The sequence below is a fragment of the Pseudomonas migulae genome (genome assembly GCF_024169315.1).
Taxonomy (GTDB): Bacteria; Pseudomonadota; Gammaproteobacteria; order Pseudomonadales; family Pseudomonadaceae; genus Aquipseudomonas; species Aquipseudomonas migulae_B.
On sequence record NZ_JALJWR010000001.1, the window covers coordinates 2,434,535 to 2,457,110 of the forward strand.

At 59.8% G+C, this 22,576-nt stretch carries 23 protein-coding genes; 7 read left to right on the plus strand and 16 right to left on the minus strand.

Going from position 1 to position 22,576, the window contains the following annotated elements; translation table 11 throughout:
* Positions 1–145 precede the first annotated feature (145 nt).
* Together J2Y86_RS11195 and J2Y86_RS11200 are read right to left on the minus strand one after the other, a co-directional pair.
* Complete coding sequence (locus J2Y86_RS11195) at positions 146–937, minus strand: phosphate/phosphite/phosphonate ABC transporter substrate-binding protein (RefSeq protein WP_253431017.1); 792 nt, start codon at positions 935–937, stop codon at positions 146–148.
* 135 nt (positions 938–1,072) lie between these two features.
* The gene (locus J2Y86_RS11200) at positions 1,073–2,014 is read right to left on the minus strand and encodes a fatty acid desaturase (protein WP_253431021.1); all 942 of its coding nucleotides are present in this window, start codon (positions 2,012–2,014) and stop codon (positions 1,073–1,075) included.
* A gap of 399 nt (positions 2,015–2,413) precedes the next feature.
* Here J2Y86_RS11200 and J2Y86_RS11205 point away from each other — a divergent pair, with 399 nt between their 5' ends.
* Positions 2,414–2,830: a GNAT family N-acetyltransferase gene (locus tag J2Y86_RS11205; RefSeq protein ID WP_253431028.1), complete on the plus strand. Its 417-nt coding sequence runs from the start codon at positions 2,414–2,416 to the stop codon at positions 2,828–2,830.
* Between the two features lie 121 nt (positions 2,831–2,951).
* Here J2Y86_RS11205 and def read toward each other — a convergent pair whose 3' ends face one another.
* The 3 genes from def to J2Y86_RS11220 form a co-directional block, all read right to left on the minus strand.
* Entirely contained in the window at positions 2,952–3,491 is a 540-nt protein-coding gene (def, locus tag J2Y86_RS11210) for a peptide deformylase (protein ID WP_150634001.1), read from the minus strand.
* Positions 3,488–4,444, minus strand: a complete 957-nt coding sequence (locus J2Y86_RS11215; protein ID WP_253431032.1) for a YihY/virulence factor BrkB family protein — start codon at positions 4,442–4,444, stop codon at positions 3,488–3,490. The genes def and J2Y86_RS11215 overlap by 4 nt, the downstream gene beginning before the upstream one ends.
* 171 nt (positions 4,445–4,615) lie before the next feature.
* Positions 4,616–4,807, minus strand: a complete 192-nt coding sequence (locus J2Y86_RS11220) for a CsbD family protein (RefSeq protein ID WP_010457349.1) — start codon at positions 4,805–4,807, stop codon at positions 4,616–4,618.
* Between the two features lie 200 nt (positions 4,808–5,007).
* On the opposite strand from J2Y86_RS11220, the gene J2Y86_RS11225 reads away from it, so the two are divergent.
* Positions 5,008–5,385 (plus strand): hypothetical protein, encoded by a 378-nt coding sequence (locus J2Y86_RS11225; RefSeq protein ID WP_128870211.1) that lies wholly within the window; start codon positions 5,008–5,010, stop codon positions 5,383–5,385.
* 236 nt (positions 5,386–5,621) lie between these two features.
* On the opposite strand, the gene fadD1 is transcribed toward J2Y86_RS11225, so the two are convergent.
* Positions 5,622–7,322 carry a long-chain-fatty-acid--CoA ligase FadD1 gene (gene fadD1 / locus J2Y86_RS11230; RefSeq protein ID WP_253431035.1) on the minus strand — a complete coding sequence of 567 codons (1,701 nt, stop codon included), beginning with the start codon at positions 7,320–7,322 and terminating at the stop codon, positions 5,622–5,624.
* A gap of 378 nt (positions 7,323–7,700) precedes the next feature.
* Complete coding sequence (gene fadD2, locus J2Y86_RS11235) at positions 7,701–9,389, minus strand: long-chain-fatty-acid--CoA ligase FadD2 (protein WP_253431038.1); 1,689 nt, start codon at positions 9,387–9,389, stop codon at positions 7,701–7,703.
* 227 nt (positions 9,390–9,616) lie between these two features.
* Between fadD2 and J2Y86_RS11240 the strand changes: the two genes are divergently transcribed.
* Entirely contained in the window at positions 9,617–10,561 is a 945-nt protein-coding gene (locus J2Y86_RS11240) for an alpha/beta hydrolase (protein WP_253431042.1), read from the plus strand.
* A gap of 40 nt (positions 10,562–10,601) precedes the next feature.
* Positions 10,602–11,072: a MaoC family dehydratase gene (locus tag J2Y86_RS11245; RefSeq protein ID WP_008151121.1), complete on the plus strand. Its 471-nt coding sequence runs from the start codon at positions 10,602–10,604 to the stop codon at positions 11,070–11,072.
* A gap of 151 nt (positions 11,073–11,223) precedes the next feature.
* Here J2Y86_RS11245 and J2Y86_RS11250 read toward each other — a convergent pair whose 3' ends face one another.
* The 4 genes from J2Y86_RS11250 to J2Y86_RS11265 form a co-directional block, all read right to left on the minus strand.
* The gene (locus tag J2Y86_RS11250; RefSeq protein WP_253431045.1) at positions 11,224–12,087 is read right to left on the minus strand and encodes an efflux RND transporter periplasmic adaptor subunit; all 864 of its coding nucleotides are present in this window, start codon (positions 12,085–12,087) and stop codon (positions 11,224–11,226) included.
* A 10-nt stretch (positions 12,088–12,097) separates the two neighbouring features.
* Positions 12,098–12,304, minus strand: a complete 207-nt coding sequence (locus J2Y86_RS11255) for a DUF1656 domain-containing protein (protein ID WP_064679344.1) — start codon at positions 12,302–12,304, stop codon at positions 12,098–12,100.
* Positions 12,291–14,279 (minus strand): FUSC family protein, encoded by a 1,989-nt coding sequence (locus J2Y86_RS11260; protein WP_253431048.1) that lies wholly within the window; start codon positions 14,277–14,279, stop codon positions 12,291–12,293. Before J2Y86_RS11260 ends, J2Y86_RS11255 begins: the two co-directional genes overlap by 14 nt.
* 156 nt (positions 14,280–14,435) lie before the next feature.
* Positions 14,436–14,903 carry a ferritin-like domain-containing protein gene (locus J2Y86_RS11265; RefSeq protein ID WP_017340421.1) on the minus strand — a complete coding sequence of 156 codons (468 nt, stop codon included), beginning with the start codon at positions 14,901–14,903 and terminating at the stop codon, positions 14,436–14,438.
* A 203-nt stretch (positions 14,904–15,106) separates the two neighbouring features.
* On the opposite strand from J2Y86_RS11265, the gene J2Y86_RS11270 reads away from it, so the two are divergent.
* Positions 15,107–15,343, plus strand: a complete 237-nt coding sequence (locus J2Y86_RS11270; RefSeq protein WP_007949456.1) for a DUF3820 family protein — start codon at positions 15,107–15,109, stop codon at positions 15,341–15,343.
* Positions 15,344–15,352: 9 nt separating this feature from the next.
* Positions 15,353–16,534, plus strand: a complete 1,182-nt coding sequence (locus J2Y86_RS11275) for an aminotransferase class V-fold PLP-dependent enzyme (protein WP_253431051.1) — start codon at positions 15,353–15,355, stop codon at positions 16,532–16,534.
* A gap of 2 nt (positions 16,535–16,536) precedes the next feature.
* Here J2Y86_RS11275 and J2Y86_RS11280 read toward each other — a convergent pair whose 3' ends face one another.
* The 4 genes from J2Y86_RS11280 to zwf all read right to left on the minus strand — a co-directional run bounded on the left by J2Y86_RS11280 (position 16,537) and on the right by zwf (position 20,380).
* A complete protein-coding gene (locus J2Y86_RS11280; RefSeq protein WP_253431053.1) occupies positions 16,537–17,262 on the minus strand; it encodes an intradiol ring-cleavage dioxygenase in 726 nt (241 codons plus the stop codon).
* Between the two features lie 265 nt (positions 17,263–17,527).
* Positions 17,528–18,193, minus strand: coding sequence for a bifunctional 4-hydroxy-2-oxoglutarate aldolase/2-dehydro-3-deoxy-phosphogluconate aldolase (locus J2Y86_RS11285; protein ID WP_253431056.1), 666 nt, complete (start codon positions 18,191–18,193; stop codon positions 17,528–17,530).
* Between the two features lie 17 nt (positions 18,194–18,210).
* Complete coding sequence (gene pgl / locus J2Y86_RS11290) at positions 18,211–18,924, minus strand: 6-phosphogluconolactonase (protein ID WP_253431059.1); 714 nt, start codon at positions 18,922–18,924, stop codon at positions 18,211–18,213.
* Positions 18,911–20,380 (minus strand): glucose-6-phosphate dehydrogenase, encoded by a 1,470-nt coding sequence (gene zwf, locus J2Y86_RS11295; RefSeq protein WP_253431062.1) that lies wholly within the window; start codon positions 20,378–20,380, stop codon positions 18,911–18,913. Before zwf ends, pgl begins: the two co-directional genes overlap by 14 nt.
* A 242-nt stretch (positions 20,381–20,622) precedes the next feature.
* Here zwf and J2Y86_RS11300 point away from each other — a divergent pair, with 242 nt between their 5' ends.
* Positions 20,623–21,483 (plus strand): MurR/RpiR family transcriptional regulator, encoded by an 861-nt coding sequence (locus J2Y86_RS11300; protein ID WP_175649041.1) that lies wholly within the window; start codon positions 20,623–20,625, stop codon positions 21,481–21,483.
* 149 nt (positions 21,484–21,632) lie between these two features.
* On the opposite strand, the gene J2Y86_RS11305 is transcribed toward J2Y86_RS11300, so the two are convergent.
* Positions 21,633–22,487 carry a D-hexose-6-phosphate mutarotase gene (locus J2Y86_RS11305; protein WP_253431065.1) on the minus strand — a complete coding sequence of 285 codons (855 nt, stop codon included), beginning with the start codon at positions 22,485–22,487 and terminating at the stop codon, positions 21,633–21,635.
* Between the last annotated feature and the right edge of the window lie 89 nt (positions 22,488–22,576).

Genomic DNA, 22,576 nt, shown 5'->3' on the forward strand with positions numbered 1-22,576 from the left:
TTATATGCATTTTTGGAATTAATGTAATGTCTGATGAATCGCCATCGCGGGCAAGCCACGCTCCCACAGGTTCTGTGTCGATCACTAAATTGATGATCGACACAGAACCTGTGGGAGCGTGGCTTGCCCGCGAAAAAATCTTAAGTCAACGCAGACGCCCGAACCCCAACGCCTCGGCTTCCTGTTGATAGTCGAGAACAATTTGATAGTCGCCCTCACTCGCCGGCAACACCTCGCGCAACCCAAGGACTTCCGCCACATCAGGCAATTCCCGCAACGCCTCGTTCATCACCTGCCGCAGCGCCTCAACCTGCTCATCGTCAACCGTCGCAGCCGTGATATACGGCAAGGTCGGGCTGAACGCACTGCGCACCACCACTCGCAATCCTTCCACTTCCTCTTCGGCGTGGCGCGCGAGGTAAGCAAAGGTCACGCTGTCGATGGCCGCCAGATCGGCCTGGTTTTCGCGCAGCCAGCGCAGGCTCTCGCGGTGGCTGCCGCTGACACCGACACTGGCGAAGAACTGCCCGTCGCGATGCAGTGGCGCCAGTCGCTGACGCAGCAGGTTGATGCCGCTGTTGGAGTCTTCGCCGTTGATCACGCCGCGACTGCCGAAAAACGCAGGCAAGGTCCGGCGTGAATCATCGGCGCGACTCAGCAACAGGCTGCAATGGTTGCCGCCGGTGCTGTCCGGCAGTTCGTAGCGAGGCCGGCCGACGACACGAACCTGACCGCGCAATGCGGTCATCAGCGGATAACCGCAGGTTTGGGTCAGCAGCAGGTGCGGAGACAGCCACAGTTGCATCAGCGACAGCGTTTCGGCATTGCGGCGGGTTGTGCCCAGACGTTCGAGGATTCGCGTCAGCCAGCGCTCGTTGGCCTGGCGAATCGGTTCTGGGGCGACGTACATCAGTAGTTCGGCAATGTCTTGAGTCATCAAAATCTTCCCGGCAACGGAGTTCAACTGTGGGAGCGGGCTTGCTCGCGAAAGCGGTGTGTCAGGCAATATCAATGTTGCAGATACACCGCATTCGCGAGCAAGCCCGCTCCCACAAGGGGAATGCATTCGCAATCAGTGAAATGGGTGTTTCGGGCTGTCGATCGCCTTTAGCCCATTCTCACGCCACAACTCGCCATAACCCTGCACCAGAAACCCGCCGCTGCGCGCCACCCATTGTTCGCGGCGCGCGTGATAGGCGCGGGGCAAGTCGTACCAGGGCAGGCCCGGCAAGTCGTGATGCACCAGATGAAAATTGAGGTTCAGGAACAGCCAGCGCCATGGCCAGCCGGCTTCGTTGAGCACGGTGCGTTGCTCGGGTTGCGCATGGGGTCGGTGTTCGTAGTAAGAGCGGATCATCGCAATCGACAGCGCCGGCACACTGATCAGCAACAGGTAATGCCACACGGGCAGCACGCTGTAGCGGGCGATGAACAGCAACATCAACAGGGTCAGTGCACCGTGGGTCAGCCACATCGACCAGGCTTGCCGCTCACCGGCTTTCAGACGTTGCAGTTCTTCCCGCGCCAGCGCCAGCAAGGCCAGCGGCGCACCGAGGATGAAGCGCCCGAGCACGGTTTTGTTCAGCCAGTGCAGGCTCTGTTCGAACAGTGAACGGCCCTGCCACTGCTCGGCGCTCAGGTAGCGGCTTTCCGGATCGATGCCCGGCAGGGTCAGGTCTTCGTCGCGGTGATGCAGCAAGTGGCTGTCGCGATACAAGGTGTAGGGATACCAGACGGCGAACGGTGCGTAGCCGAGGATTTTGTTCAGCGTGGTCCAGCGAGTGGGATGACCGTGGAGCAATTCGTGCTGCACCGACAACCAGAGCACGACCAACGGAATCAGCAGCAATGTGCTCCACCAAACACCCAGTCGGGCACTGCCCAGCACGATGCTGAACCACGCGGTGTACACGCCGATCAGCAGCAACCAGGTCGGCCACTCGGTGCGAGCGGTCAGGCGTTGGCGCAGGGTTTCGATTTCTTCTCGGTGGGCGCTATCGAAGTAATGGGGCATGGCGTTGCTCAGATCGGGGACCAGTCCCTCTCTGTGCAATGGCGCAGGGAAATCTTGCAGATTATTTGGTGATCGTTCCCACGCTCTGCGTGGAATGCCTCAAGGGACGCTCCGCGTCCAGTGACGCGGAGCGTCACGGGCTGCGTTCCCACGCAGAGCGTGGGAACGATCAACCTGAAGCGGGATCAATGACCGAACACATCCACCTTCTTGGCCTTCTTGTCTGCGCGCTTTTCATCGGCGGTTTTCGCCGGTTTCTTCTTTGCCGCTTTTTTTGAATCCATGCCTTTGGCCATGATACGTACTCCACTCATACGGGATGTGAGATCAGGTATACACCTATCGCCAGGCGCGCGTTCTTTTATAATCACCCGCTTTGCCCAGCGACAGATCGCATCCATGCCCGACACCCAGTACACCCTGCTCGCCGAGCCGTTATGGCCGCTGATGAACAAGTTTTATCGTGCCCACCAATCGTCGATGAAAGCGGTGCGTGACGCTCAATTATGGGTCGCCAGGCGCGACGAGATCATCGGCGCGCTGTGTTTGCGCCCGGTCTCGGGCGGACATTGGCTGACCGGTTTGTTCGTCGACCCGGCGTGCCGCGAACAAGGAATTGCGGCGGCGTTGATCGTCGAAGCGGTGAAAGGTCTCGAACAACCGGTGTGGCTGTTCTGCCATCCGGATTTGCGCGGATTTTATGAACGACGCGGTTTTACCTTCGACCCGGCCATGCCTTACGCCATGGTCGAACGCTTGAGCCGCTATGCGCGCAGCAAGCCGATGATTGCGATGGGGCTGGAACCGGTCGGATAGGCGTATGGAGATCGATGTGGGAGCGGGCTTGCCCGCGATAGCGGACTGTCATTCAACATCATAATTGACCGTCAGGGCCTCATCGCGGGCAAGCCCGCTCCCACAGGGTTTTGCGGTGAAATCAGTCGTCAGCGTTGGGATCGAGATCCGGGAACATCACTTCGGTGAACCCGAACTTGCTGAAATCGGTAATCCGCGACGGATACAACCGGCCGATCAGGTGATCGCACTCATGCTGCACCACACGGGCATGAAAGCCCTCGGCAATGCGCACGACCGGCTCGCCCTTCGGGTCGAAACCTTCGTAACGAATCTGCTGATAACGGTCTACCGCGCCACGCAGGCCGGGCACCGACAGGCAGCCCTCGAAGCCCTCTTCCATCACCGGGCTCAACGGCGTGATCAGCGGGTTGATCAGAATGGTCTGCGGCACCGCTTCGGCATCCGGATAGCGCTCGCTGTGCTCGAAACCGAAGATCACCAGTTGCAGGTCGACGCCGATCTGCGGCGCCGCCAGCCCCACCCCACCGACGCTTTCCATGGTCTGGAACATGTCGTCGATCAGTTGCCACAACTCCGGGCTGTCGAACATTTCGGCCGGGACCGGCGGCGCAATACGCAGCAGGCGCTCGTCGCCCATTTTCAGGATTTCACGGATCATTTGATGACTTCGTCAGTGCTCGGTTTGATCGAGTGATCCCGACCCAGTCCCGAAACGTGGTGTTTGTGTTCATGGTCGAGCTCGCCGGGGACCTTTTCGCCAGAGTCCTTGCCTTCGGTCGACATGTGTTCGATCACCGCATTCATTTCCGCACCGAGCAACAGCACCGCCGCGGAAATATAGAAGTACAGCAACAGCACGATGATCGCGCCGATACTGCCATACATGGCGTTGTAGTTGGCGAACTCCTTGACGTACAGACCGAAGCCCACGGATGCGAGGATCCACACCACGACGGCCAGCACCGAACCCGGCGTGATAAAGCGGAACTCCTGTTTGACGTCGGGCATGACGTAATAAATCAGCGCCACGGCCACCATCAGCAGAATCACCACCACCGGCCAGCGGGCGATGGTCCACAGCGTGACGATGAAGTATTCGAGGCCGACTTGCGCGGCGATCCAGGTCATCACCTGCGGCCCGAGCACCATCAGTGCAGCAGCGATCAGCAACATGCCGGCGATGCCGATGGTGTAGATGATCGAGAGCGGAAAACGCTTCCACGCCGGGCGGCCTTCGACCACGTCATAAGCCGCGTTCATCGCGCTCATCATCAGCCGCACACCGGCAGACGCCGTCCACAGGGCGATCACGATACCGACCGACAGCAAGCCACCCTTGGCTTGCTGGAGCTGGTCAATCACCGGGTTCACCTGCTCCAGCGCCTGGGGCGGCAGGACCAGTTCCGATTGCAGACGCAGCCAGGAGAAGAAGTCCGGCAGGTGCAGGAAACCGATCAGGGCGATCAGGAACAGAATGAAGGGGAACAGCGAAAACAGCATTTGATAGGCCAGCGCCGAGGCATAGGTCGACATCTCGTCGTCGACGAACTCGGTGACCGTGCGCACCATGACACGGTGCAGGCGCAGGCCTTTCATGTGTGGGAAAAACATTAGCGTCTCCTTTCGCCGCAAAATGGGTTGAAGTCGAGGCGACTCAGGGGCCGTTTTCTACATCAAAGTAGCCTACTTGGCGACTTTGAAACAATTTCATCGCGCAAGTTCAGGCTGACACAAAAACGGCCATCCGTGGATGGCCGCTTCTGATATTTATCCAAGGCCGAATCAAGCCTTGTCGACGCCTTTTTTGATCGCATCCTTGGCTTTGCCCACTGCTTGCTGAGCTTCGCCTTTCCTTTCCTGCACGACGCCTTCGGCGCGCATTTTGTCGTTACCGGTGGCCTTGCCGACGCCTTGCTTGACGTTGCCGGCGGCTTCGTTGGCCATGCCTTTTACTTTATCGCCAGTGCTGCTCATGGTGTTTCTCCTGTGAACAATTGAACGAGAAAAGTCGTTACACAAGGATTGACCGGAGCCGTTTGCGCGGAGTTTCATTTATTTTCCCGGCGACATTTCATCGTTCCGTGCAGGTTGGGCTTTATGTTTGCCGACCAACCCCCGAGAATGCGCAACGTATTCAGGCCGTGGCGCTGAAGATCCAATCCCGTAGGAATGTTATGAAACTCGATAAAAAGCAGGCCATTGCCCGCAGAAACCAGGAACTCGGCGGTGCTGTGCTTGGCGTCAACAACTGCCACTTCACCGAATTGAACCGCAACCGCAACATCTGGTGGTTCGATATCCCGGTGGCTCGCCTGGCCGTTGGTCAGTACGAATGGATTCACCTGCTGATGCACACGCCGGACACCGATGAACTGCTGCACCTGAAAGTGCCGACGGTGTTCCTGCGTGAGAAGCTCGAAGGGCTGGTGGTGCGCAACCAGGGCAAGCGCAAGGCGGCGTTGAGCCTGGAATTGAGTGCGGACAAGGATTCGTACTTGCAGGACATGCGCCCGGCGGGCACCAATGTCAATTTCGCGCAGTTTCGCTTGTAACACTGGCTCCCTTTGATAAGGGATTTATCTGTGCTGAGGGGATCTGTGGCGAGGGGATTCATCCCCGTTGGGCTGCGAAGCGGCCCCAATAACCTGCAGCCGCATTTCAGCAGAAACACCGCGCTCGCCGGTCTTACGACTGCTGCGCAGCCGAACGGGGATGAATCCCCTCGCCACAGAAGCCCGCCCATATCACTGCCAACAAAAAGCCCCGCATCTGCGGGGCTTTTTGTGGGTTACGCGCCTACTTTCTTCGCGTTGATCTTCTTCAGCTCTTCATCCCGCAACTCACGACGCAGGATCTTGCCCACGTTGGTGGTCGGCAGCGCATCGCGGAATTCCACGGCTTTCGGCACCTTGTAGCCGGTGACATTCGCACGCATGTGCTCCATCACTTGCTCTTTGGTCAGCGTCACACCCGGTTTGGCAACGATGAAAATCTTGATCGCTTCGCCCGACTTCTCGTCCGGCACGCCGATGGCCGCGCATTGCAGCACGCCCGGCAGGGTCGCGAGCACGTCTTCGAGCTCATTCGGGTACACGTTGAAACCGGACACCAGGATCATGTCTTTCTTGCGATCGACGATGCGCATGTAGCCGTCCGGCTGGATCAGCGCGATGTCACCGGTCTTCAACCAGCCTTCGCTGTCGAGCATTTCATCGGTGGCTTCCTGGCGCTGCCAGTAGCCTTTCATCACCTGCGGCCCCTTCACACACAATTCGCCGATTTCACCCAACGGCTGCTCCACGCCGGCATCGTCGATGACTTTGCACAGGGTCGACGGAACCGGAATACCGATGGTACCAATCTGGATGTGCTGGATCGGGTTCACCGTCGCCACCGGGCTGGTTTCGGTCATGCCGTAACCTTCGCAGATGGCGCAACCGGTGACCGCCTTCCAACGCTCGGCCGCCGCCAGTTGCAGGGCCATGCCGCCGGACAGGGTGACTTTCAGTGCCGAAAAATCCAGTTTGCGGAAACCTTCGTTGTTGCACAGGGCAACGAACAACGTGTTCAGCCCGACGAAGCCGCTGAACTTCCACTTCGACAGTTCCTTGACCATCGCCGGCAGGTCGCGCGGGTTGCTGATCAGGATGTTGTGGTTGCCGATCAGCATCATCGCCATGCAATGAAAGGTGAACGCGTAGATGTGGTACAGCGGCAGCGGCGTGATCAGGATTTCGCAACCTTCATTGAGGTTGGACCCCATCAGCGCCTTGCACTGCAGCATGTTGGCGACGAGGTTGCGATGGGTCAGCATTGCGCCCTTCGCCACGCCGGTGGTGCCGCCGGTGTATTGCAGCACCGCCACGTCACCGCTGGCCGGGTTGGCTTCCGCCACTGGCTGGCCATGCCCCTTGCTCAACACGTCGTTGAACTTGATGGCCTTGGGCAAGTGATACGCCGGGACCATCTTCTTCACGTACTTGATGACGCTGTTGATCAGCAGGCGCTTGAGCGGCGGCAACAGGTCAGCCACTTCGGTGACGATGACATGCTTGACGCCGGTTTTCGGCACGACGGTCTCGGCCAGGTGCGCCATGTTGGCCAGGCACACCAGGGCTTTGGCACCGGAGTCGTTGAACTGGTGTTCCATTTCCCGCGCGGTGTACAGCGGGTTGGTATTGACCACGATCAGCCCGGCGCGAATGGCACCGAACACAGCGACCGGGTACTGCAAGACGTTAGGCAGCTGCACGGCGATTCGATCGCCCGGCTGCAAGTCGGTATGCTGTTGCAGGTAAGCGGCAAAGGCGCCGGACAATTCGTACAGTTCACCGTAGGTAATTGTCTTGCCCAGGTTGCTGAATGCCGGCTTGTCGGCGAAGCGCTGGCAGGACTGTTTCAGCACTGCCTGAATATTCGGATACTCGTCCGGATTGATGTCGGCAGCAATCCCGGCAGGGTACTTATCCTTCCAGAAGTCTTCGATCATGGAAGCCCACTCCTCAGCAACGCGAATTCAAATACCGCATTTGATGCGATTATTATTGGTGTTTGATTATTGGTGAGTCTGGCTTTTACAGAAGGCCGAGAGGTCACAAAGCGCGCCGAGAGTAGCAGCTTTGCCAAGGGCCGACTAGAGCCAAAAGCGGCCTCTACAGTCACATTGGTGACTCAAGAATAACAAACAGTCATTTTAGAGCAAAGATTCTATAAAGCGCTGAGAGCCTTTAAAACTGGGGCTTATAGCTTTTAAAAGATTCGCGGGCAAGCCTCGCTCCTACGGGTTTCGCGTCGTTATTGTGATCGACGCCAACTCTGTAGGAGCGAGGCTTGCCCGCGAACCGCGCAAAGCGCGGCCATTCAACGATCAGGCAATATCCCGCAACTCCCGCCGCAGAATCTTGCCCACCGGCGTCATCGGCAACGACTCACGCAACACAATGTGCTTGGGCACTTTGTACGCCGTGAAGTTTTCCTTGCAGTAGGCCTTCAGCTCTTCAAGGCTGACCCCTGACTCTCGCGCCACCACAAACAACTTCACCGCCTCGCCCGAACGTTCGTCCGGCACACCGATGACGGCGCAGTTGGCGACCTTCGGGTGCGCCATCACCACGTCTTCGATCTCGTTCGGGTACACGTTGAAACCCGAGACGATGATCATGTCTTTCTTGCGATCGACGATGCGCACAAAACCGTCCGGGTCGATCACGGCGATGTCACCGGACTTGAACCAGCCTTCGGCATCCAGCACTTCGGCGGTGGCCTCGGGTTTCTGCCAGTAGCCCTTCATGATCTGCGGGCCCTTGATGCACAGCTCACCGCGCTCGCCCATCGGCTGCTCGACGCCTTCATCGTTGATGACTTTCAGCGTGGTGCCCGGCACCGGCAGGCCGACCGTGCCGATCCGCGACTTGTTGCCGTACGGGTTGGTGCACGCCACCGGCGAGGTTTCGGTCAGGCCGTAGCCTTCGGTGATGCGGCACCCGGTCAGTTGCTCCCAGCGCTCGGCGGTGGCCTTGACCAGCGCAGTGCCGCCGGAGTTGGTCAGTTTGAGGCTGGAGAAATCCAGGGTCTTGAAATCCGGATGGTCCATCAACGCGACGAACAGCGTGTTGAGCCCCAGCAGACACGAGAACCGCCAGTTCTTCAGTTCCTTGATGAAACCGCCAATGTCCCGTGGATTGGTGATCAGCACGTTGTGGTTGCCGGTCACCATCATGCACATGCAATTCGCGGTGAAGGCATAGATGTGATACAGCGGCAGCGGCGCGATCATCACCTCCTGGCCTTCGCGCAGCAGCGGCTGGCCATCATTGCCGAACTGCCCCAGGCATGCTCGCGCCTGCTGCATGTTCGCGACCAGGTTGCCGTGGGTCAGCATCGCGCCCTTGGCCAGCCCGGTGGTGCCGCCGGTGTATTGCAGCACGGCGATATCGCTGAGACCGGCGTTCAGCGGCTTGATGCCCAGGCCCCGGCCCTGGCGCAACGCGCTCTTGAAGGAAACGGCCTGCGGCAAGGAATAGTCAGGGACCATTTTCTTCACCTTGCGCACCAAGGTGTTGACCAGCCAGCCCTTGGCGGCGGGCATCATGTCGCCCATCTTCGCTTCGATCAGGTACTGGAGGTCGGTGTCGGGCAGCACTTCCTGGACCTTCTGCCCGAACATGTTCAGGTAGACCAGCGCCCGGGCACCGGAATCCTTGAACTGATGACGCATCTCCCGCGCGGTGTACAACGGGTTGGTGTTGACCACGATCAGCCCGGCGCGCAACGCACCAAACACGGCAATCGGGTATTGCAGGACATTGGGCATCTGCACCGCGATGCGATCCCCCGGCACCAGGTCGGTGTGGGCTTGCAGGTAACCGGCGAACGCGGCGCTGTGGCGTTCCAGTTCGGCGTAGGTCAGGGTCACGCCCATGTTGCTGAAGGCCGGGCGGTCCGCGAATTTCTTGCAGGAACGCTCGAACACCTCGATCACCGACTTATAGGCCCCTTGATCGATGTCCAGGGGCACGCCGGCCGGGCGTTTGTCATTCCAGAAATCAGGTTGCATTGTTCTTGTCCTCTTTACCTGAACCTATCCGGGGCCACTCTCTGCGCTGTCGGAAAAACAAAAAGCAAAAAGCGGAGCTTCACGGACACTAGCAGCTATGACGAAACAGGCAAATATGCCAACGTCCGTCATTGATCGTGTGAATCTTGGTGCCATGGCGTGGCCTGATCAGACGCCGGGCGAAGGATGCGCTATACAATGCACCGAGCCCATGCAAAGGAATCGCCATGATCCACGACACCTTCTGGCTGACCGCGAGTGACCGCAGCCGCCTCTTCGTCAACCAGTGGCTGCCCGCCGCGCCGATGAAAGCGGTGATCCTGGTGGCCCACGGCATGGCCGAGCACAGCGATCGCTATGCCCGTCTCGCGGAAAAATGCTGTGAACAGGGCTACGGCGTTTACGCACCTGACTTGCGTGGACATGGCAAAACTGCCGAAAGCGGGACCCTCGGACATTTCGCCGATGACGATGGCTGGTGCAAGGTCGTTGGTGACCTGGCCAGCCTCAATCAGCACATCGGCCAGCAACATCCCGGCGTGCCGATCGTGCTACTCGGCCACAGCATGGGCAGCTACATCGCTCAGGCTTATCTGCTGCATCACAGTGCCAGCCTGTATGGCGCGGTGCTCAGTGGTTCGAACTTTCAACCGGTGGCGCTTTATCGCGCAGCCCGGCAAATCGCCCGCCTCGAACGCTTGCGCCAGGGTCCGAAGGGACGCAGCGCGCTGATCGAATGGTTGTCGTTCGGCTCGTTCAACAAAAAATTCAAACCGGTGCGCACCTCGTTCGACTGGCTCAGCCGCGACCCGGCCGAAGTCGACAAGTACGCCAACGACCCGCTCTGCGGCTTTCGCTGCACCAATCAGTTCTGGATCGATCTGCTCGGCGGCTTGCAGCAAATCAGCAAAGCGTCCAATCTCGCCCAGATCGATCCGGGCCTGCCGCTGCTGGTGATTGGCGGTGAATGTGATCCGGTGAGTGAAGGCAAGCGTCTGAAAGATCTGGCCGATGCGCTACGTGCCGCTGGCAGCCAGAGCCTGCAACTGACGATTTACCCGCAGGCACGGCACGAACTGTTCAACGAGAGCAATCGCGATGAAGTGACGGCCGATGTGCTGAGCTGGATCGCGCAAGCCCTGAGCCACCGCCGCCCACCCAGATCCGAATAGTTTTTTGTGGTTTTTTTATTTGTCACAGGAATTGAAATCGATGACCCAGGTTACCAACACCCCTTACGAAGCCCTTGAAGTCGGGCAGACCGCCAGCTACAGCAAGACGGTCGAAGAGCGCGACATTCAACTGTTCGCCGCGATGTCCGGTGACCACAACCCGGTGCACCTGGACGCTGAATTCGCCGCTGGCACCATGTTCAAGGAGCGTATCGCCCACGGCATGTTCAGCGGTGCACTGATCAGCGCAGCCGTCGCCTGCGAGTTGCCTGGGCCGGGCACCATTTATATCGGTCAGCAGATGAGCTTCCAGAAGCCGGTGAAAATTGGCGACACGCTGACCGTGCGCCTGGAGATCCTGGAGAAGCTGCCGAAGTTTCGTGTGCGCATTGCCACGCGTGTGTTCAACCAGCGCGATGAGCTGGTGGTGGATGGCGAGGCAGAGATTCTGGCACCGCGTAAACAGCAGACCGTGACGTTGCCGACCCTGCCGGCCATCAGCATCGGCTGATCCACCGCTCTTCTGTGGCGAGGGGGCTTGCCACCGTTGGGGTCCGCAGCGCCCCCAAAATCAGGCACCGCGTTTGACTTGATAAACGCGGTGGCAGGTTTACGACTGCTGCGCAGCCGAACGGGGGCAAGCCCCCTCGCCACAGGGACTGCTACCGGTCGCCCTCCTGCACCTGCACACTCGCCGTCATCCCCGAACTCAGATTGATCCCCTCGGGCACCTTGTCCAGTTTGATCCGCACCGGAATCCGCTGCGCCAATCTCACCCAGTTGAACGTCGGCTCCACTTCCGCCAGCAATTGCGCATCCGGCGTGGTGTTGCGATCGGTAATCCCGCGGCTGACGCTTTCCACATGCCCTTGCAGCGCCTCGCCCGCACTCATCAACCAGACCTTCACCGGGTCGCCGACGCGAATCCGCGGCAGCTTGGTTTCTTCGAAATACGCCTGCACATAGAACGTCGAATCGTCGATCAGCGCCATCACCGCTTGCCCGGCATTCACGTAATTGCCTTGGGCCAGACGCAAATTGGTGATGTGACCACTGCGGGGCGCGTGGACCTGGCTTCGGGCGAGGTTGAGTTCCGCCACCTTGGCTTCGGCCTGGGCTTCACGCAGTTCGCCACGGGCGATGCCAGCGTTGATTTGCGCGTTCTCGCGCAGCTCGGCACTGATGGCTTGCGGGCCGAGGGCCGCGCGGCGGCTGGCTTCGCGCTCACGCAGATTGAGTTGCTGCTGACGGGTTTGCACCACCGCTTGCGCCTTCTCCAGTGCGGCTTCGAAGCGGTCGCGATCGATGCTCAGCAACAGGTCGCCCGCCTTGACCTCCTGGTTATCGGACACCTTGAGTTCACGTACCCAGCCCGACACGTCCGGAGCGATCACCACCACATCGGCGCGAATCCGCGCATCCCGCGTCCACGGCGTGAGCATGTAGTACTGCCACAAATGGAAACCGGCAAAAATCGCCACCGCCACCAGGCACAGGGTGACCGCGACACGTACGGATGTACGCATGTTCAACTCCTTATAAAGGTCCGAGGACGACGGTGATCAGGGTCAATACACAGACGTACAAGGCGCAATCGAATAACGCTTCGTGCCAGATCCAGCGGCCGACCGGGGTCAGGCGCAACAACAGGCGCAAGCCCCCGGTGACGAGCAGCGCCAGCAGCACATAAATCAGAAACGGGCTGAGCAGCACGCCGCCCACCGACCATTCACGCAAGCCCATGGCTTTGCTCCTGTTGACGGCACCACGCGCGCCAGCTGTTCTGCAATTGCAGCACAGCGCCCTGGGCCAGTTTCACGGCATCGCTGGGCGGCAGCGCGTACAAGGTGTTCAAGAATGCTTCGCTGGGTTGTTCCAGGGCATCGGCACAGCGACCGCTCGGGCCATGTTCGAGGACTTTTTCCAGTGCCTCGAGATAGCGCCACTGCGGAGCACTGACCGGCACTTGCGCCACCGCCAGGCTCAAGCGCAAATGCAGCAGTTCGTCGCCGATGTCCAGACCGAGCAAGCCATCATCCCAGCGACTGCGCGCCGGCTCCGGCAGTTCCGGATAGTGCCGCGCCAGTTGCAACAAACGGTCGGCCATGCGCCCGCCAAACCAGCTTTCGGCGCCAGGTAAATTGCGCCGGGTCAAACGCACCAGATCGTCGAGGGTCGCCGCGAGCAGACGTCGCCCGTGCCAGGCCGGGTTGCGCAGGATCAGCAAGTGAAACGCCAACACCGCCGCGCCGACGCCCACCACCATGGCTTGAGCGCTGTTGAAGAACGTTGCGACATCGAACTTCATCGCGTTCAGTGGCGACACCAATACGATGAAGTGCAGACAGAACGACGTCGCCGTGGCGCCGATCTGCGGTTTGGCCATGCCCAGCGCGCCCAGAAACAACGGCACGCCCATGCCCATGCAAAGCAATTCGAAACTGCTCCATTGCGGCAGCAGAATCTGCCCGACGATGAATGCCGAGGGGATCGCCAGAAAAATTCCGCGCATAAAACTCATGCCGATCTGCGCGCCGTTCTCGCGACTGGCGAACAGGCTGCACACCACGCAGGTCAGCACCAAGGCGCCTGATGCGGCGGGCCAGGCCGTCGCCAGCCAGAAACACGACACCACCAGAAACGCCAACGCACTGCGCGCGCCAAAGACCAGTGCCAATGACAGGTCGCGGTGCGGCGTCAGGGTGCGCGGCGGGTCCACGGTTTCCTTGCCCTCCTCCACCGCATTCAATGCCGCGTTCGCTGCCATCGCGGTGTCCATCAGCAAAGTGAAACGGACCAGGCAGTAACTCTGCGCGGAACTGATCTGCGGGTCATGGGATGCATCGAGCAAGCGCGGTCGCAAGGCTTGCAGCGTCGAATTGTCCGGGCTGGCGAGCGCTTCCTGAACCTCGGTCATCCACGGCCTCAACTGTTCGGCTTCCTGGGGTTCCAACTGCTTCCACTGACGGCGCACCGAACGGGCGATGCGCAGCAGCATCAACAGTTTCTGGCTCAGTCCGCTGATGGCCCGCGCACGTTGCCGACCGAGTCCGCCTTCGAACCAGGCGTGCTCGCGCTGGGCATCCACCGCGACGATCCGGCCGAGGATTTCCAGCAGCCCTTTGCGCGCCTGACCGTCGCCGGCCAACGTCGCGCGCGCGGCATTCATCCCACTCTGCCACGCGGCTCGCGCCTGATCCGCCAGTTGCCGTTCCACCCGCATTGGCCACAGCAACGCACTGGCGGCGGTGGCGCAGAGAATGCCCAGGCAGATTTCCGTACAGCGAGCCACGGCTTGATCGAACACCGTCAACGGATGGGTAATGGCCGGCAACGCGATGATTGCGACCGTGTAACCGGCCAGCACGAACGAATAGGACCAGGCGCTGCGCAGCAAGGTCGAACTCGCCGTACACAGCCCGAGCCACAACGCCAATGCCAGAAGAAACAACCACGGCGTCTGCGCGAACAGGCCCATGAACACCACCGACATGATCGTTCCGATCAGCGTCCCCAACAGCCGCGCCAGACCCTTTTGCACCACCATCCCGGACAACGGCTGGGCGACGATGAACGCCGTCATCAACGCCCAGGCCGGTTGCTCCAGCCCCCAGCGCAATGCCAGCCACAGCGCGAGGCCGCCGCCGAGCAGGGTCTTGATCGCGAACTGCAGGGCACGGCGGTCGGGCGCAAACAAAGCCTGCAAAGTGATAGGCACGTAAAGCACTCTTCAAAGGACGATTTAACGATAGTCGGGTTCACCGAAGTGACTTGAAATCAAATTATTAGCTGGCTATCTATCTATCGTCCAGCGCTAAAAGCCGGGCACAAAAAAACGCCAGACTGGCTGGCGTTTCTGACAGGCTTTGCGCGCTTACGAGCGTGCGCGAGCCTGGTTACGCAGGGCTTTCACCTGATCGTGATTGCGTTGCACGCCGTGGTACTGACGTTCAACCAGATCACGAATGCCCACCAGGTTGTGCTTGTTGATTTTTTCGATGGCTTCTTTGTAAGCCTTCAGCGCATGGTCTTCACCGCGTTCGGCTTCGTTCAGCACGGCTTCTTCATCCTTGCCGGTGAACATGGCTTTCACGTCGACCCAGCGGCGGTGCAGATCACCGCTGACGCTGGTGGAAGTTTCCGGATCGCCACCCATCGAACGCACGGCCGCTTGCAGTTCCGACGCCGCAGTGGCGCAGTCGGCGGAGCGCTGGATGAACAGCGTTTTCAGTTCTGGGTGCTTGATGTCTTCAGCGCAAGTCTTGAACCCTTCCTGACCGTCTTTACTGGTTTCAATCAGGTCGTTGAGTACAGAAATCGCTTCTTTATTCATGTCGGTCATTTTCAATTCCTCACGGGTTGATGAAAGATGCAATAGCTATTGCACCCTGCATGCCAGCTTTGAATTGATCATTTATTTCTTATATTTCAACTAGTTAACTTTTACTCGGAAATCTGTATCCGCGTTATTTGCATGATCTGTCAATTGGCCTGCATGCAGAATGCCTGTATTTTCCAGACTGACTGAATCAAGACGACTGATCGATGAACCCTGAAAAACTCGAACTGCTGATCACCCGTGAAATGCCCTTCGGCAAATACAAGGGCCGCATCATTGCCGACCTGCCCGGCCAATACCTGAACTGGTTCGCCCGGGAAGGTTTCCCCCATGGCGAACTGGGCGGATTGCTGGCCCTGATGCAGGAAATCGATCACAACGGCTTGTCGGAGTTGCTTGAACCACTGCGCGCCAAACACGGCAAACCCGCCCCTCGCCACTGAGTCGTCCCCATGCCCGATAACACCCGCCGCGCCCGTGATGAAATGTTTTGGCAGACCTTTGCCGACCGCTATGCCGTCGAACCCGGCCCGATAAACCTCGAGAACGGTTATTTCGGACGCATGTCGCGCACGGTGATCGAGGAATACCAGCGCAACATCGAACTCATCAACCGCAGTAACTCGGTACACGTGCGCCAGCGCTTCGAACAGGGCGAAAACCTTGCGATCCTGGCCCAGCTCGCCGACCTGATGGGCGTGACGGCAGAATCCGTTGCCTTCACCCGCAACGCGTCGGACGGTCTGCAATCGCTGATCCGCAATTACAATCTGCTGCAGCCGGGCGATCAGGTGCTGATCTGCGATCTGGAGTACGACACGGTCAAAGGCGCCATGCGCTGGCTCGCGCGTCATCGCGGTGCTGAAGTCATCGAGATCGATCACACGCACCCCGCCAGTTACGACAGTTTGCTGGCCACTTATCGCGAGACCTTCGCACGTTATCCAAAGCTCAAGCTGATGGCGCTGACCCACGTCACGCACCGCACCGGGCTGGTGATGCCGGTGAAGGCCATTGTCGCTGCCGCCAGGGAACACGGGATCGACGTGATCCTCGATGGCGCCCATGCACTGGGCCAGATCGAATTCAATCTCGATGACCTCGGTGTCGCGTTCGCCGGTTTCAACCTGCACAAGTGGATCGGTGCGCCGTTGACCCTGGGCTTCATGTACATCGCTCCGGAGCGCCTGGCCGACATCGACCCGGACATGGGCGAGATGCATTTTCCGGTCACCGACATTCGCGCCCGCACGCCGTACAGCACCCCCAACATCCCGGCGTTGCTGACCTTGCCGCTGGTGTTCGAGGAGCATCGGGCCATGGGCGGTTCGGCCGCCAAGGGTGCACGGCTCAATTACCTGCGCAACCGCTGGGTCAATGCCGTACGCGAGCTTCCAGGCATCGAAGTCATGACTCCGGATGACCCTCGGCTGTATTGCGGCATCACGGCGATGCGCTTTACCCGGCACGCCGATCAGCAGGCGATGGCCGATCGGCTGCTCAAGGACTTCAACCTGTTTACCGTGACGCGCAGCGGTGCAGCGAGTGGCCCGTGCATCCGAATCACACCGGGGCTGACCACCACCGCAGCGCATATGGACGTGTTGAGCAACGCACTGCACGAACTGAGCTGACGTCACACCGTGTACTTGTCGAAGTCCTCTGGCTTGATTTGCGATGACGCCGCGAACGTGTCGATGCCGATGGTCATGTGTCCGAAAAAACCGTCTTCCTTCGAGTCTCGACTGAGGGTATGAACGGTCAGGGTCGAGGCTTCACCGCCCATGGTTTCATAGAGAACGTCCTGATCGTTGGTCAGTGGCGCGACGCTTCGGCCACTGTATTGCCGGGTGTTGAGCACCGAGCGCGAAGCCACTTCGGGAAAGTACAGCTGTCCGACCCAGGCGACATGGCGCTCTTCGAGGTAGTTGTTGCCTGCGGTGACCCGGACAGCCACGTGGATGTGCAGCGCACGGCCGGCATAGAACCCCGGATAGATCGTGGTAAAGCGCACGATGCCTTTCCGGTCCGTGAACTGCCCGCCGCGCAGGTAGGTATCGTCATCGGTACGCGGGATCGCGCCGATATCGCCGTCGTCGACTTCCTTGTCCGGATCGATCTTGCTCCAGCCCGAATACGAACCGCGCGCATTGCAATGCCAGATATCGACGATGGCGCCGGTGACCGGCTGACTGGTCATCGCATCGACAATGGTCAGTTTCAGCACCAGAGGAATGCCGTCCAGGCCTTCGCTGATGTTTCGCCTGATCAGTTTCGGGTTTCGAAAGTACGGGCCGGCGATCTGTTCGGGTGACAGCAGGTAAGCCGGTTGTGCGGAGGTTACTGAGGTGTTGTCGTCCATGACGTTCTCTCTTCCATAAGATGAACGCAGGTTAACGCCGAAGGAGCGGCGAGATGCGGTAACTATGTATCGCGTGATGTCCCGTAGGAGCGAAGCTTGCTCGCGAAGGCGTCGTGTCAGTCGATATCAACGTTGCCTGACACACCGCTTTCGCGAGCAAGCTTCGCTCCTACAGAAGTTTTCGATGGGCAAAAAAAAACGGTGCACCGACCAAGCGCACCGTTAAAGCCGTAGAACACACAACGAAGTGTCAGGTAAAAGCAGATCAGTCCAGCAGTGCCAGGGCCTCGGCGGTGCATTCCTGAATGCGGGCCCAGTCGCCGTTCTTGATCCACTCCGGATCAAGCATCCAGCTACCGCCCACGCACATGACGTTTTTCAACGCCATGTAGCTCTTGATGTTGGCCGGGCTGACGCCGCCGGTCGGGCAGAATTTAACTTCGCCGAACGGACCGCCCAGGGCCTTGATGGCGGCGACGCCACCGCTGACTTCCGCCGGGAACAGCTTGAAGCGGCGGTAGCCCAGACCATAGCCTTCCATGATGCCCGAGGCATTGCTGATGCCCGGCAACAGCGGAATCGGGCTGTCGACGCTGGCTTCGAGCAGGTCACGGGTGATGCCAGGCGTGACGATGAACTGCGAACCGGCGGCTTCAGCGGCGGCCAGCATGTGGCGATCGAGCACGGTGCCGGCACCGGTCATCAGTTCCGGACGCTGCTCGCGCAGGATCTGGATGGCCTTGAGGCCGAACTGCGAACGCAGGGTCACTTCCAGGGCTGTCAGGCCACCGGCCGCGAGGGCGTCGGCCAGCGGCAGCACGTCCTGTTCGCGAGCGATGGTGATCACCGGCAGAATTCGCGCCTTGGCGCAGAGGCTGTCGATCAGGGCAACTTTGTCCGCCATGGAAACGGTCGGGGATGGGGTTGTCATAGCGGCTGTTCCTTGGCTCATGGGCACCAGTAAATCTCTAACGTAGGTTGCAGAAACGCGCGAATCGGCATGGCGGCGACATCGTCACCGGCCAATGCGGCACTCAGGGTGGTCAGCTTGGACTGACCGGAAATCGATAGAACAGTGTGTCTGGCCGAGGCCAGCAGCGCGCGACTCATGGTCAGGCGCTGACGCGGCACGGTCGGTGCCAGCATCGGGTAGCAACGGCGTGTGCCGTCGGCTTTCAAGGCGTCAGCCAGGTTCGGGCTGTTCGGGAACAGCGACGCGGTGTGGCCGTCGTCGCCCATGCCGAGGATCAGCACGTCAATCGGCGGTAGTTCTGCCAACAGACGGTCGGCTTGCTCGGCCGCTTGTTCCAGGTTGGCGCTGGCGCTGTAGAGGCTCAGGAATTGAGCCTTGGCCGCCGGGCCTTGCAACAGGTAACGCTTGAGCAGACCGGCGTTGCTGTCGGCGTGTTCCACCGGCACCCAACGCTCATCAGCCAGGGTCACGACGACCTTGGACCAGTCGAGTTTCTGTTTGGCCAGATTCTGGAAAAACGCCACCGGGCTGCGTCCACCGGACACCACCAGCGTCGCGGCTCCGCGAGCGTCGATAGCGTCACTCAGTTGCTTGGCCACCTTCAGTGCCAGACCATCGGCCAGCAACACCGGGCTCTTGAACTCATGGGCGCTGACGCCCTGAGGCAGTTTCAATTCAGATATCGCCATACCACGACCTCCCGTCCCGCGTGATCAGAGCAATGGAGCTCATCGGTCCCCAGGACCCGGCCGCATACGGCTTGGGCGCATCACCGGATTTTTTCCACCCGGCGATCAACTGGTCACACCACTTCCACGCGGCTTCGATTTCATCTTTACGGACAAACAGGTTCTGATTGCCGCGCATCACTTCCAGCAACAACCGTTCGTAGGCATCAGGAATCCGTGCGCTGCGCCAGGTGTCGGAAAAATTCAGCTGCAACGGACCGCTGCGCAGCTGCATGCCCTTGTCCAGGCCTTGCTCTTTGGTCATCACGCGCAAGGAAATACCTTCGTCCGGTTGCAGGCGGATAATCAGCTTGTTGCTGATTTGCAGGCGCTGCTCGGGGGCGAAGATGTAGTGCGACGGTTCCTTGAAGTGGATGACGATCTGCGACAGCTTTTGCGGCATGCGCTTGCCGGTACGCAGGTAAAACGGCACGCCGGCCCAACGCCAGTTGCGGATGTCGGCACGCAGGGCAACGAAGGTTTCGGTGTCGCTCTGGGTGTTGGAATTCGGTTCTTCCAGATAGCCCGGCACTGGCTTGCCTTCGCTGTAACCGGCGATGTACTGGCCGCGCACCACTTGGGTGGTCAGGCCTTCCGGGCTGATCGGTGCCAGCGCCTTGAGCACTTTGACTTTCTCGTCGCGGATGCTGTCGGCGGACAGGTCGGCCGGCGGGTCCATGGCGATCAGGCAGAGCAGTTGCAGCAGGTGATTCTGGATCATGTCCCGCAGCTGGCCGGCCTTGTCGAAGTAGCCCCAGCGGCCTTCGATCCCGACCTTCTCGGCCACGGTGATTTCCACGTGGGAGATGTAGTTCTGGTTCCACTGGGTTTCGAACAGACTGTTGGCAAAACGCAGGGCGATCAGGTTCTGGACGGTCTCTTTGCCCAGGTAGTGGTCGATGCGGTAGGTGCGGTTCTCCGGGAAGAACTGCGCCACGGCGTCGTTGACCTTGCGCGAGGACTCGAGGTCGGAACCGATGGGTTTTTCCAGCACCACGCGGGTGTTTTCGGCCAGACCGACTTTCGCCAGGTTCTCGCAGATCGCCCCGTAAACAGCGGCCGGCGTGGCGAAATAGGCAATCACTCGCTGGGCACTGCCGGCCATTTCGGCCAGGGCCACATAGTCTTCGGGCTTGAGGAAGTCGACGTGCAGATAGCTCAAACGGGCCAGGAAGCGTTCGACCACCGCTTCGTCCAGCTCTTTGGCACCGACGTAGCGGCGCAGCTCGGAAGCGATGAACGCCAGATGCTCCTGCTCACTGCCGGGCTCACGGGCCAGCGCGATGATGCGCGAGTCCTCGTGCAACAGGCCTGCGCCATCGAGTTGATAGAGGGCAGGAAACAGCTTGCGCAGGGCCAGATCGCCCAGGGCGCCGAACAAGGCAAAGGTGCACGGTTCAACCGTAATCGAAGGCATGATGTTTGTTCTTTTATCAAGTTAAGCTACAAATACCTTTTTTCAAGGCATCGCTCAAGAGAAAATGTAGTAATAACCACAACATTTTCGCAAAATACAGATTCCGAGTGGTGGTCGGTCGGAGCCATCAGTAGGATAGGCCACCGCTTGGGGCCGCATCAAAGGCCCAATTTGCATAGCAACACCCTTATTTGCATTGCAGAGCACTCTTGTAGGCGAACTTAGGAAATCTTATGGACCGCGTGCGAAATTTACTGGAACAGATCCAGAATCGCCTTGAAGACCTGAACAAGGCGGAACGCAAAGTCGCCGAAGTGATCCTGCTCAACCCACAGCAGGCCACCCGGTTCAGCATCGCCGCCCTCGCCCAGGCCTCCAAGGTCAGCGAGCCGACGGTGAACCGTTTCTGCCGTTCGTTCGGCGTCAGCGGCTACCCGGAACTCAAACTGCAGCTGGCCCAGAGCCTGGCCAGTGGCGCGGCGTATGTCAGCCGTGCGGTCGAGGCCGACGATAATCCGGAAGCCTATACCAAGAAGATTTTCGGCAGCGCCATCGCGTCGCTGGACAGCGCCTTGCAGGCCCTCGACCCGAACCTGATCAGCCGCGCTGTCGACCTGTTGATTCAGGCCCGGCAGATCCACTTCTTCGGTCTCGGCGCCTCGGCCCCGGTGGCACTGGATGCGCAACACAAGTTCTTCCGCTTCAACCTGGCCGTCACCGCCCATGCGGATGTGCTGATGCAGCGCATGATCGCGTCGGTGGCCCACACCGGCGAGTTGTTCGTGATCATTTCCTACACGGGCCGCACCCGCGAACTGGTGGAAGTGGCGCGTATCGCCCGGGAAAACGGCGCTTCGGTGCTGGGGCTGACAGCCGAAGGTTCGCCGCTGGCCAAGGCCAGTACGCTGAGCCTGAACATTCCGCTGCCGGAAGACACCGACATCTATATGCCGATGACCTCGCGGATCATTCAGTTGACGGTGCTGGATGTGTTGGCGACTGGCATGACATTGCGTCGTGGTGTGGATTTCCAGCCGCATTTGCGCAAGATCAAAGAGAGTTTGAATGCCAGTCGGTATCCGGTTGGGGATGAGTTCAACTAGCTAATATCTTTATTGCCTGATCTGGCCTCATCGCGGGCAAGCCCGCTCCCACAGTGTCCGTGTCGAACACAAAACCTGTGCCTGCCACCGAACCTGTGGGAGCGGGCTTGCCCGCGATGAGGCCCGCCGCTACACCGCAAAATCCTGAGCTAAACCCCAACCCGCGCCTGCAAACTCAAATGCGCCTTCTGCCCCGGCGCCAGGCTCAGGCTATCCGTCCCGCCACTCGCCGCTTCCACACAGACAAACTCGGAAATCTCGTTCCAACTGACGCCCAATAGCGGCCGTGACCCGGGATGCCAGACCACCGTGTCCGCATCATCCCCGGTATCAATGCACAACTCCCGCTGCCAGGCGTGATCCTTGAGCTGCAATTCGCCGTCATGCTGGAACACGCGCTGACAACCACCCTCGACCCGTAACTCGCCTTCCTGTTGGCAAGCCTGGCGGTTCAACTGGTCATAACCTTGCGCACCGTCGAGCCCAGACAGCGCTATCTCACCAACATCACCAATACGCCAGTAAGCGTGCAACGCCTGACTCAATTGGCACGGCAGGCTGTCCTGATGCTCGGTGCTCAGGCGCAATTCCATGCGTTCGCCAAGGTGAGCATGCAGGTCCACTTGCCAATCACACAATTGCAGTTGCCAATGCAGGTGCACGCCGTCTTCGTCATGGCTGCTGTCGAGCAGTTTCCAGTCCAGCAACCGCGCCCAGCCATGGGATGGCCATGCGTTTTCACTCGGATGCCGGCCGTACCACGGCCAACATACCGGCACGCCGCCACGAATCGCGCCAACGTGCGGCCACTTCGCCGCGCACCAGAGCCACGGTTTCTGCCCTTTGGGCTGGAAGTGCAGCAATTGCGCGCCCTGCCGACTGAACACCGCCTGACACAGCGGATGATCGATCACCAGCACATCGCGCATCTGATAGCGCTCCCACGCAAACACCGGACGTTCGCGCAAGGATTTGAAGAAGCGTTGTAGCGGATGCTCATGCATGTGTCACGGTCCTGAAAATCATGGGTGTACTCATACTCTTGTGCCTAGTGAACCACTGTGGCGAGGGGATTTATCCCCGTTCGGCTGCG

What these genes read in the sequence shown, in the direction of transcription:
- fadD2 (WP_253431038.1), bottom strand. Translation starts at nt 9,389, where the DNA reads ATGCAACCTGATTTCTGGAATGACAAACGCCCGGCCGGCGTGCCCCTG.
- J2Y86_RS11275 (WP_253431051.1), top strand. Translation starts at nt 15,353, where the DNA reads ATGCCCGATAACACCCGCCGCGCCCGTGATGAAATGTTTTGGCAGACC.
- J2Y86_RS11265 (WP_017340421.1), bottom strand. Translation starts at nt 14,903, where the DNA reads ATGACCGACATGAATAAAGAAGCGATTTCTGTACTCAACGACCTGATT.
- J2Y86_RS11250 (WP_253431045.1), bottom strand. Translation starts at nt 12,087, where the DNA reads ATGCGTACATCCGTACGTGTCGCGGTCACCCTGTGCCTGGTGGCGGTG.
- J2Y86_RS11225 (WP_128870211.1), top strand. Translation starts at nt 5,008, where the DNA reads ATGAAACTCGATAAAAAGCAGGCCATTGCCCGCAGAAACCAGGAACTC.
- J2Y86_RS11200 (WP_253431021.1), bottom strand. Translation starts at nt 2,014, where the DNA reads ATGCCCCATTACTTCGATAGCGCCCACCGAGAAGAAATCGAAACCCTG.
- J2Y86_RS11280 (WP_253431053.1), bottom strand. Translation starts at nt 17,262, where the DNA reads ATGGACGACAACACCTCAGTAACCTCCGCACAACCGGCTTACCTGCTG.
- J2Y86_RS11255 (WP_064679344.1), bottom strand. Translation starts at nt 12,304, where the DNA reads ATGGGCTTGCGTGAATGGTCGGTGGGCGGCGTGCTGCTCAGCCCGTTT.
- J2Y86_RS11240 (WP_253431042.1), top strand. Translation starts at nt 9,617, where the DNA reads ATGATCCACGACACCTTCTGGCTGACCGCGAGTGACCGCAGCCGCCTC.
- pgl (WP_253431059.1), bottom strand. Translation starts at nt 18,924, where the DNA reads ATGGCGATATCTGAATTGAAACTGCCTCAGGGCGTCAGCGCCCATGAG.
- J2Y86_RS11205 (WP_253431028.1), top strand. Translation starts at nt 2,414, where the DNA reads ATGCCCGACACCCAGTACACCCTGCTCGCCGAGCCGTTATGGCCGCTG.
- fadD1 (WP_253431035.1), bottom strand. Translation starts at nt 7,322, where the DNA reads ATGATCGAAGACTTCTGGAAGGATAAGTACCCTGCCGGGATTGCTGCC.
- J2Y86_RS11285 (WP_253431056.1), bottom strand. Translation starts at nt 18,193, where the DNA reads ATGACAACCCCATCCCCGACCGTTTCCATGGCGGACAAAGTTGCCCTG.
- zwf (WP_253431062.1), bottom strand. Translation starts at nt 20,380, where the DNA reads ATGCCTTCGATTACGGTTGAACCGTGCACCTTTGCCTTGTTCGGCGCC.
- J2Y86_RS11215 (WP_253431032.1), bottom strand. Translation starts at nt 4,444, where the DNA reads ATGTTTTTCCCACACATGAAAGGCCTGCGCCTGCACCGTGTCATGGTG.
- J2Y86_RS11305 (WP_253431065.1), bottom strand. Translation starts at nt 22,487, where the DNA reads ATGCATGAGCATCCGCTACAACGCTTCTTCAAATCCTTGCGCGAACGT.
- J2Y86_RS11245 (WP_008151121.1), top strand. Translation starts at nt 10,602, where the DNA reads ATGACCCAGGTTACCAACACCCCTTACGAAGCCCTTGAAGTCGGGCAG.
- def (WP_150634001.1), bottom strand. Translation starts at nt 3,491, where the DNA reads ATGATCCGTGAAATCCTGAAAATGGGCGACGAGCGCCTGCTGCGTATT.
- J2Y86_RS11195 (WP_253431017.1), bottom strand. Translation starts at nt 937, where the DNA reads ATGACTCAAGACATTGCCGAACTACTGATGTACGTCGCCCCAGAACCG.
- J2Y86_RS11270 (WP_007949456.1), top strand. Translation starts at nt 15,107, where the DNA reads ATGAACCCTGAAAAACTCGAACTGCTGATCACCCGTGAAATGCCCTTC.
- J2Y86_RS11220 (WP_010457349.1), bottom strand. Translation starts at nt 4,807, where the DNA reads ATGAGCAGCACTGGCGATAAAGTAAAAGGCATGGCCAACGAAGCCGCC.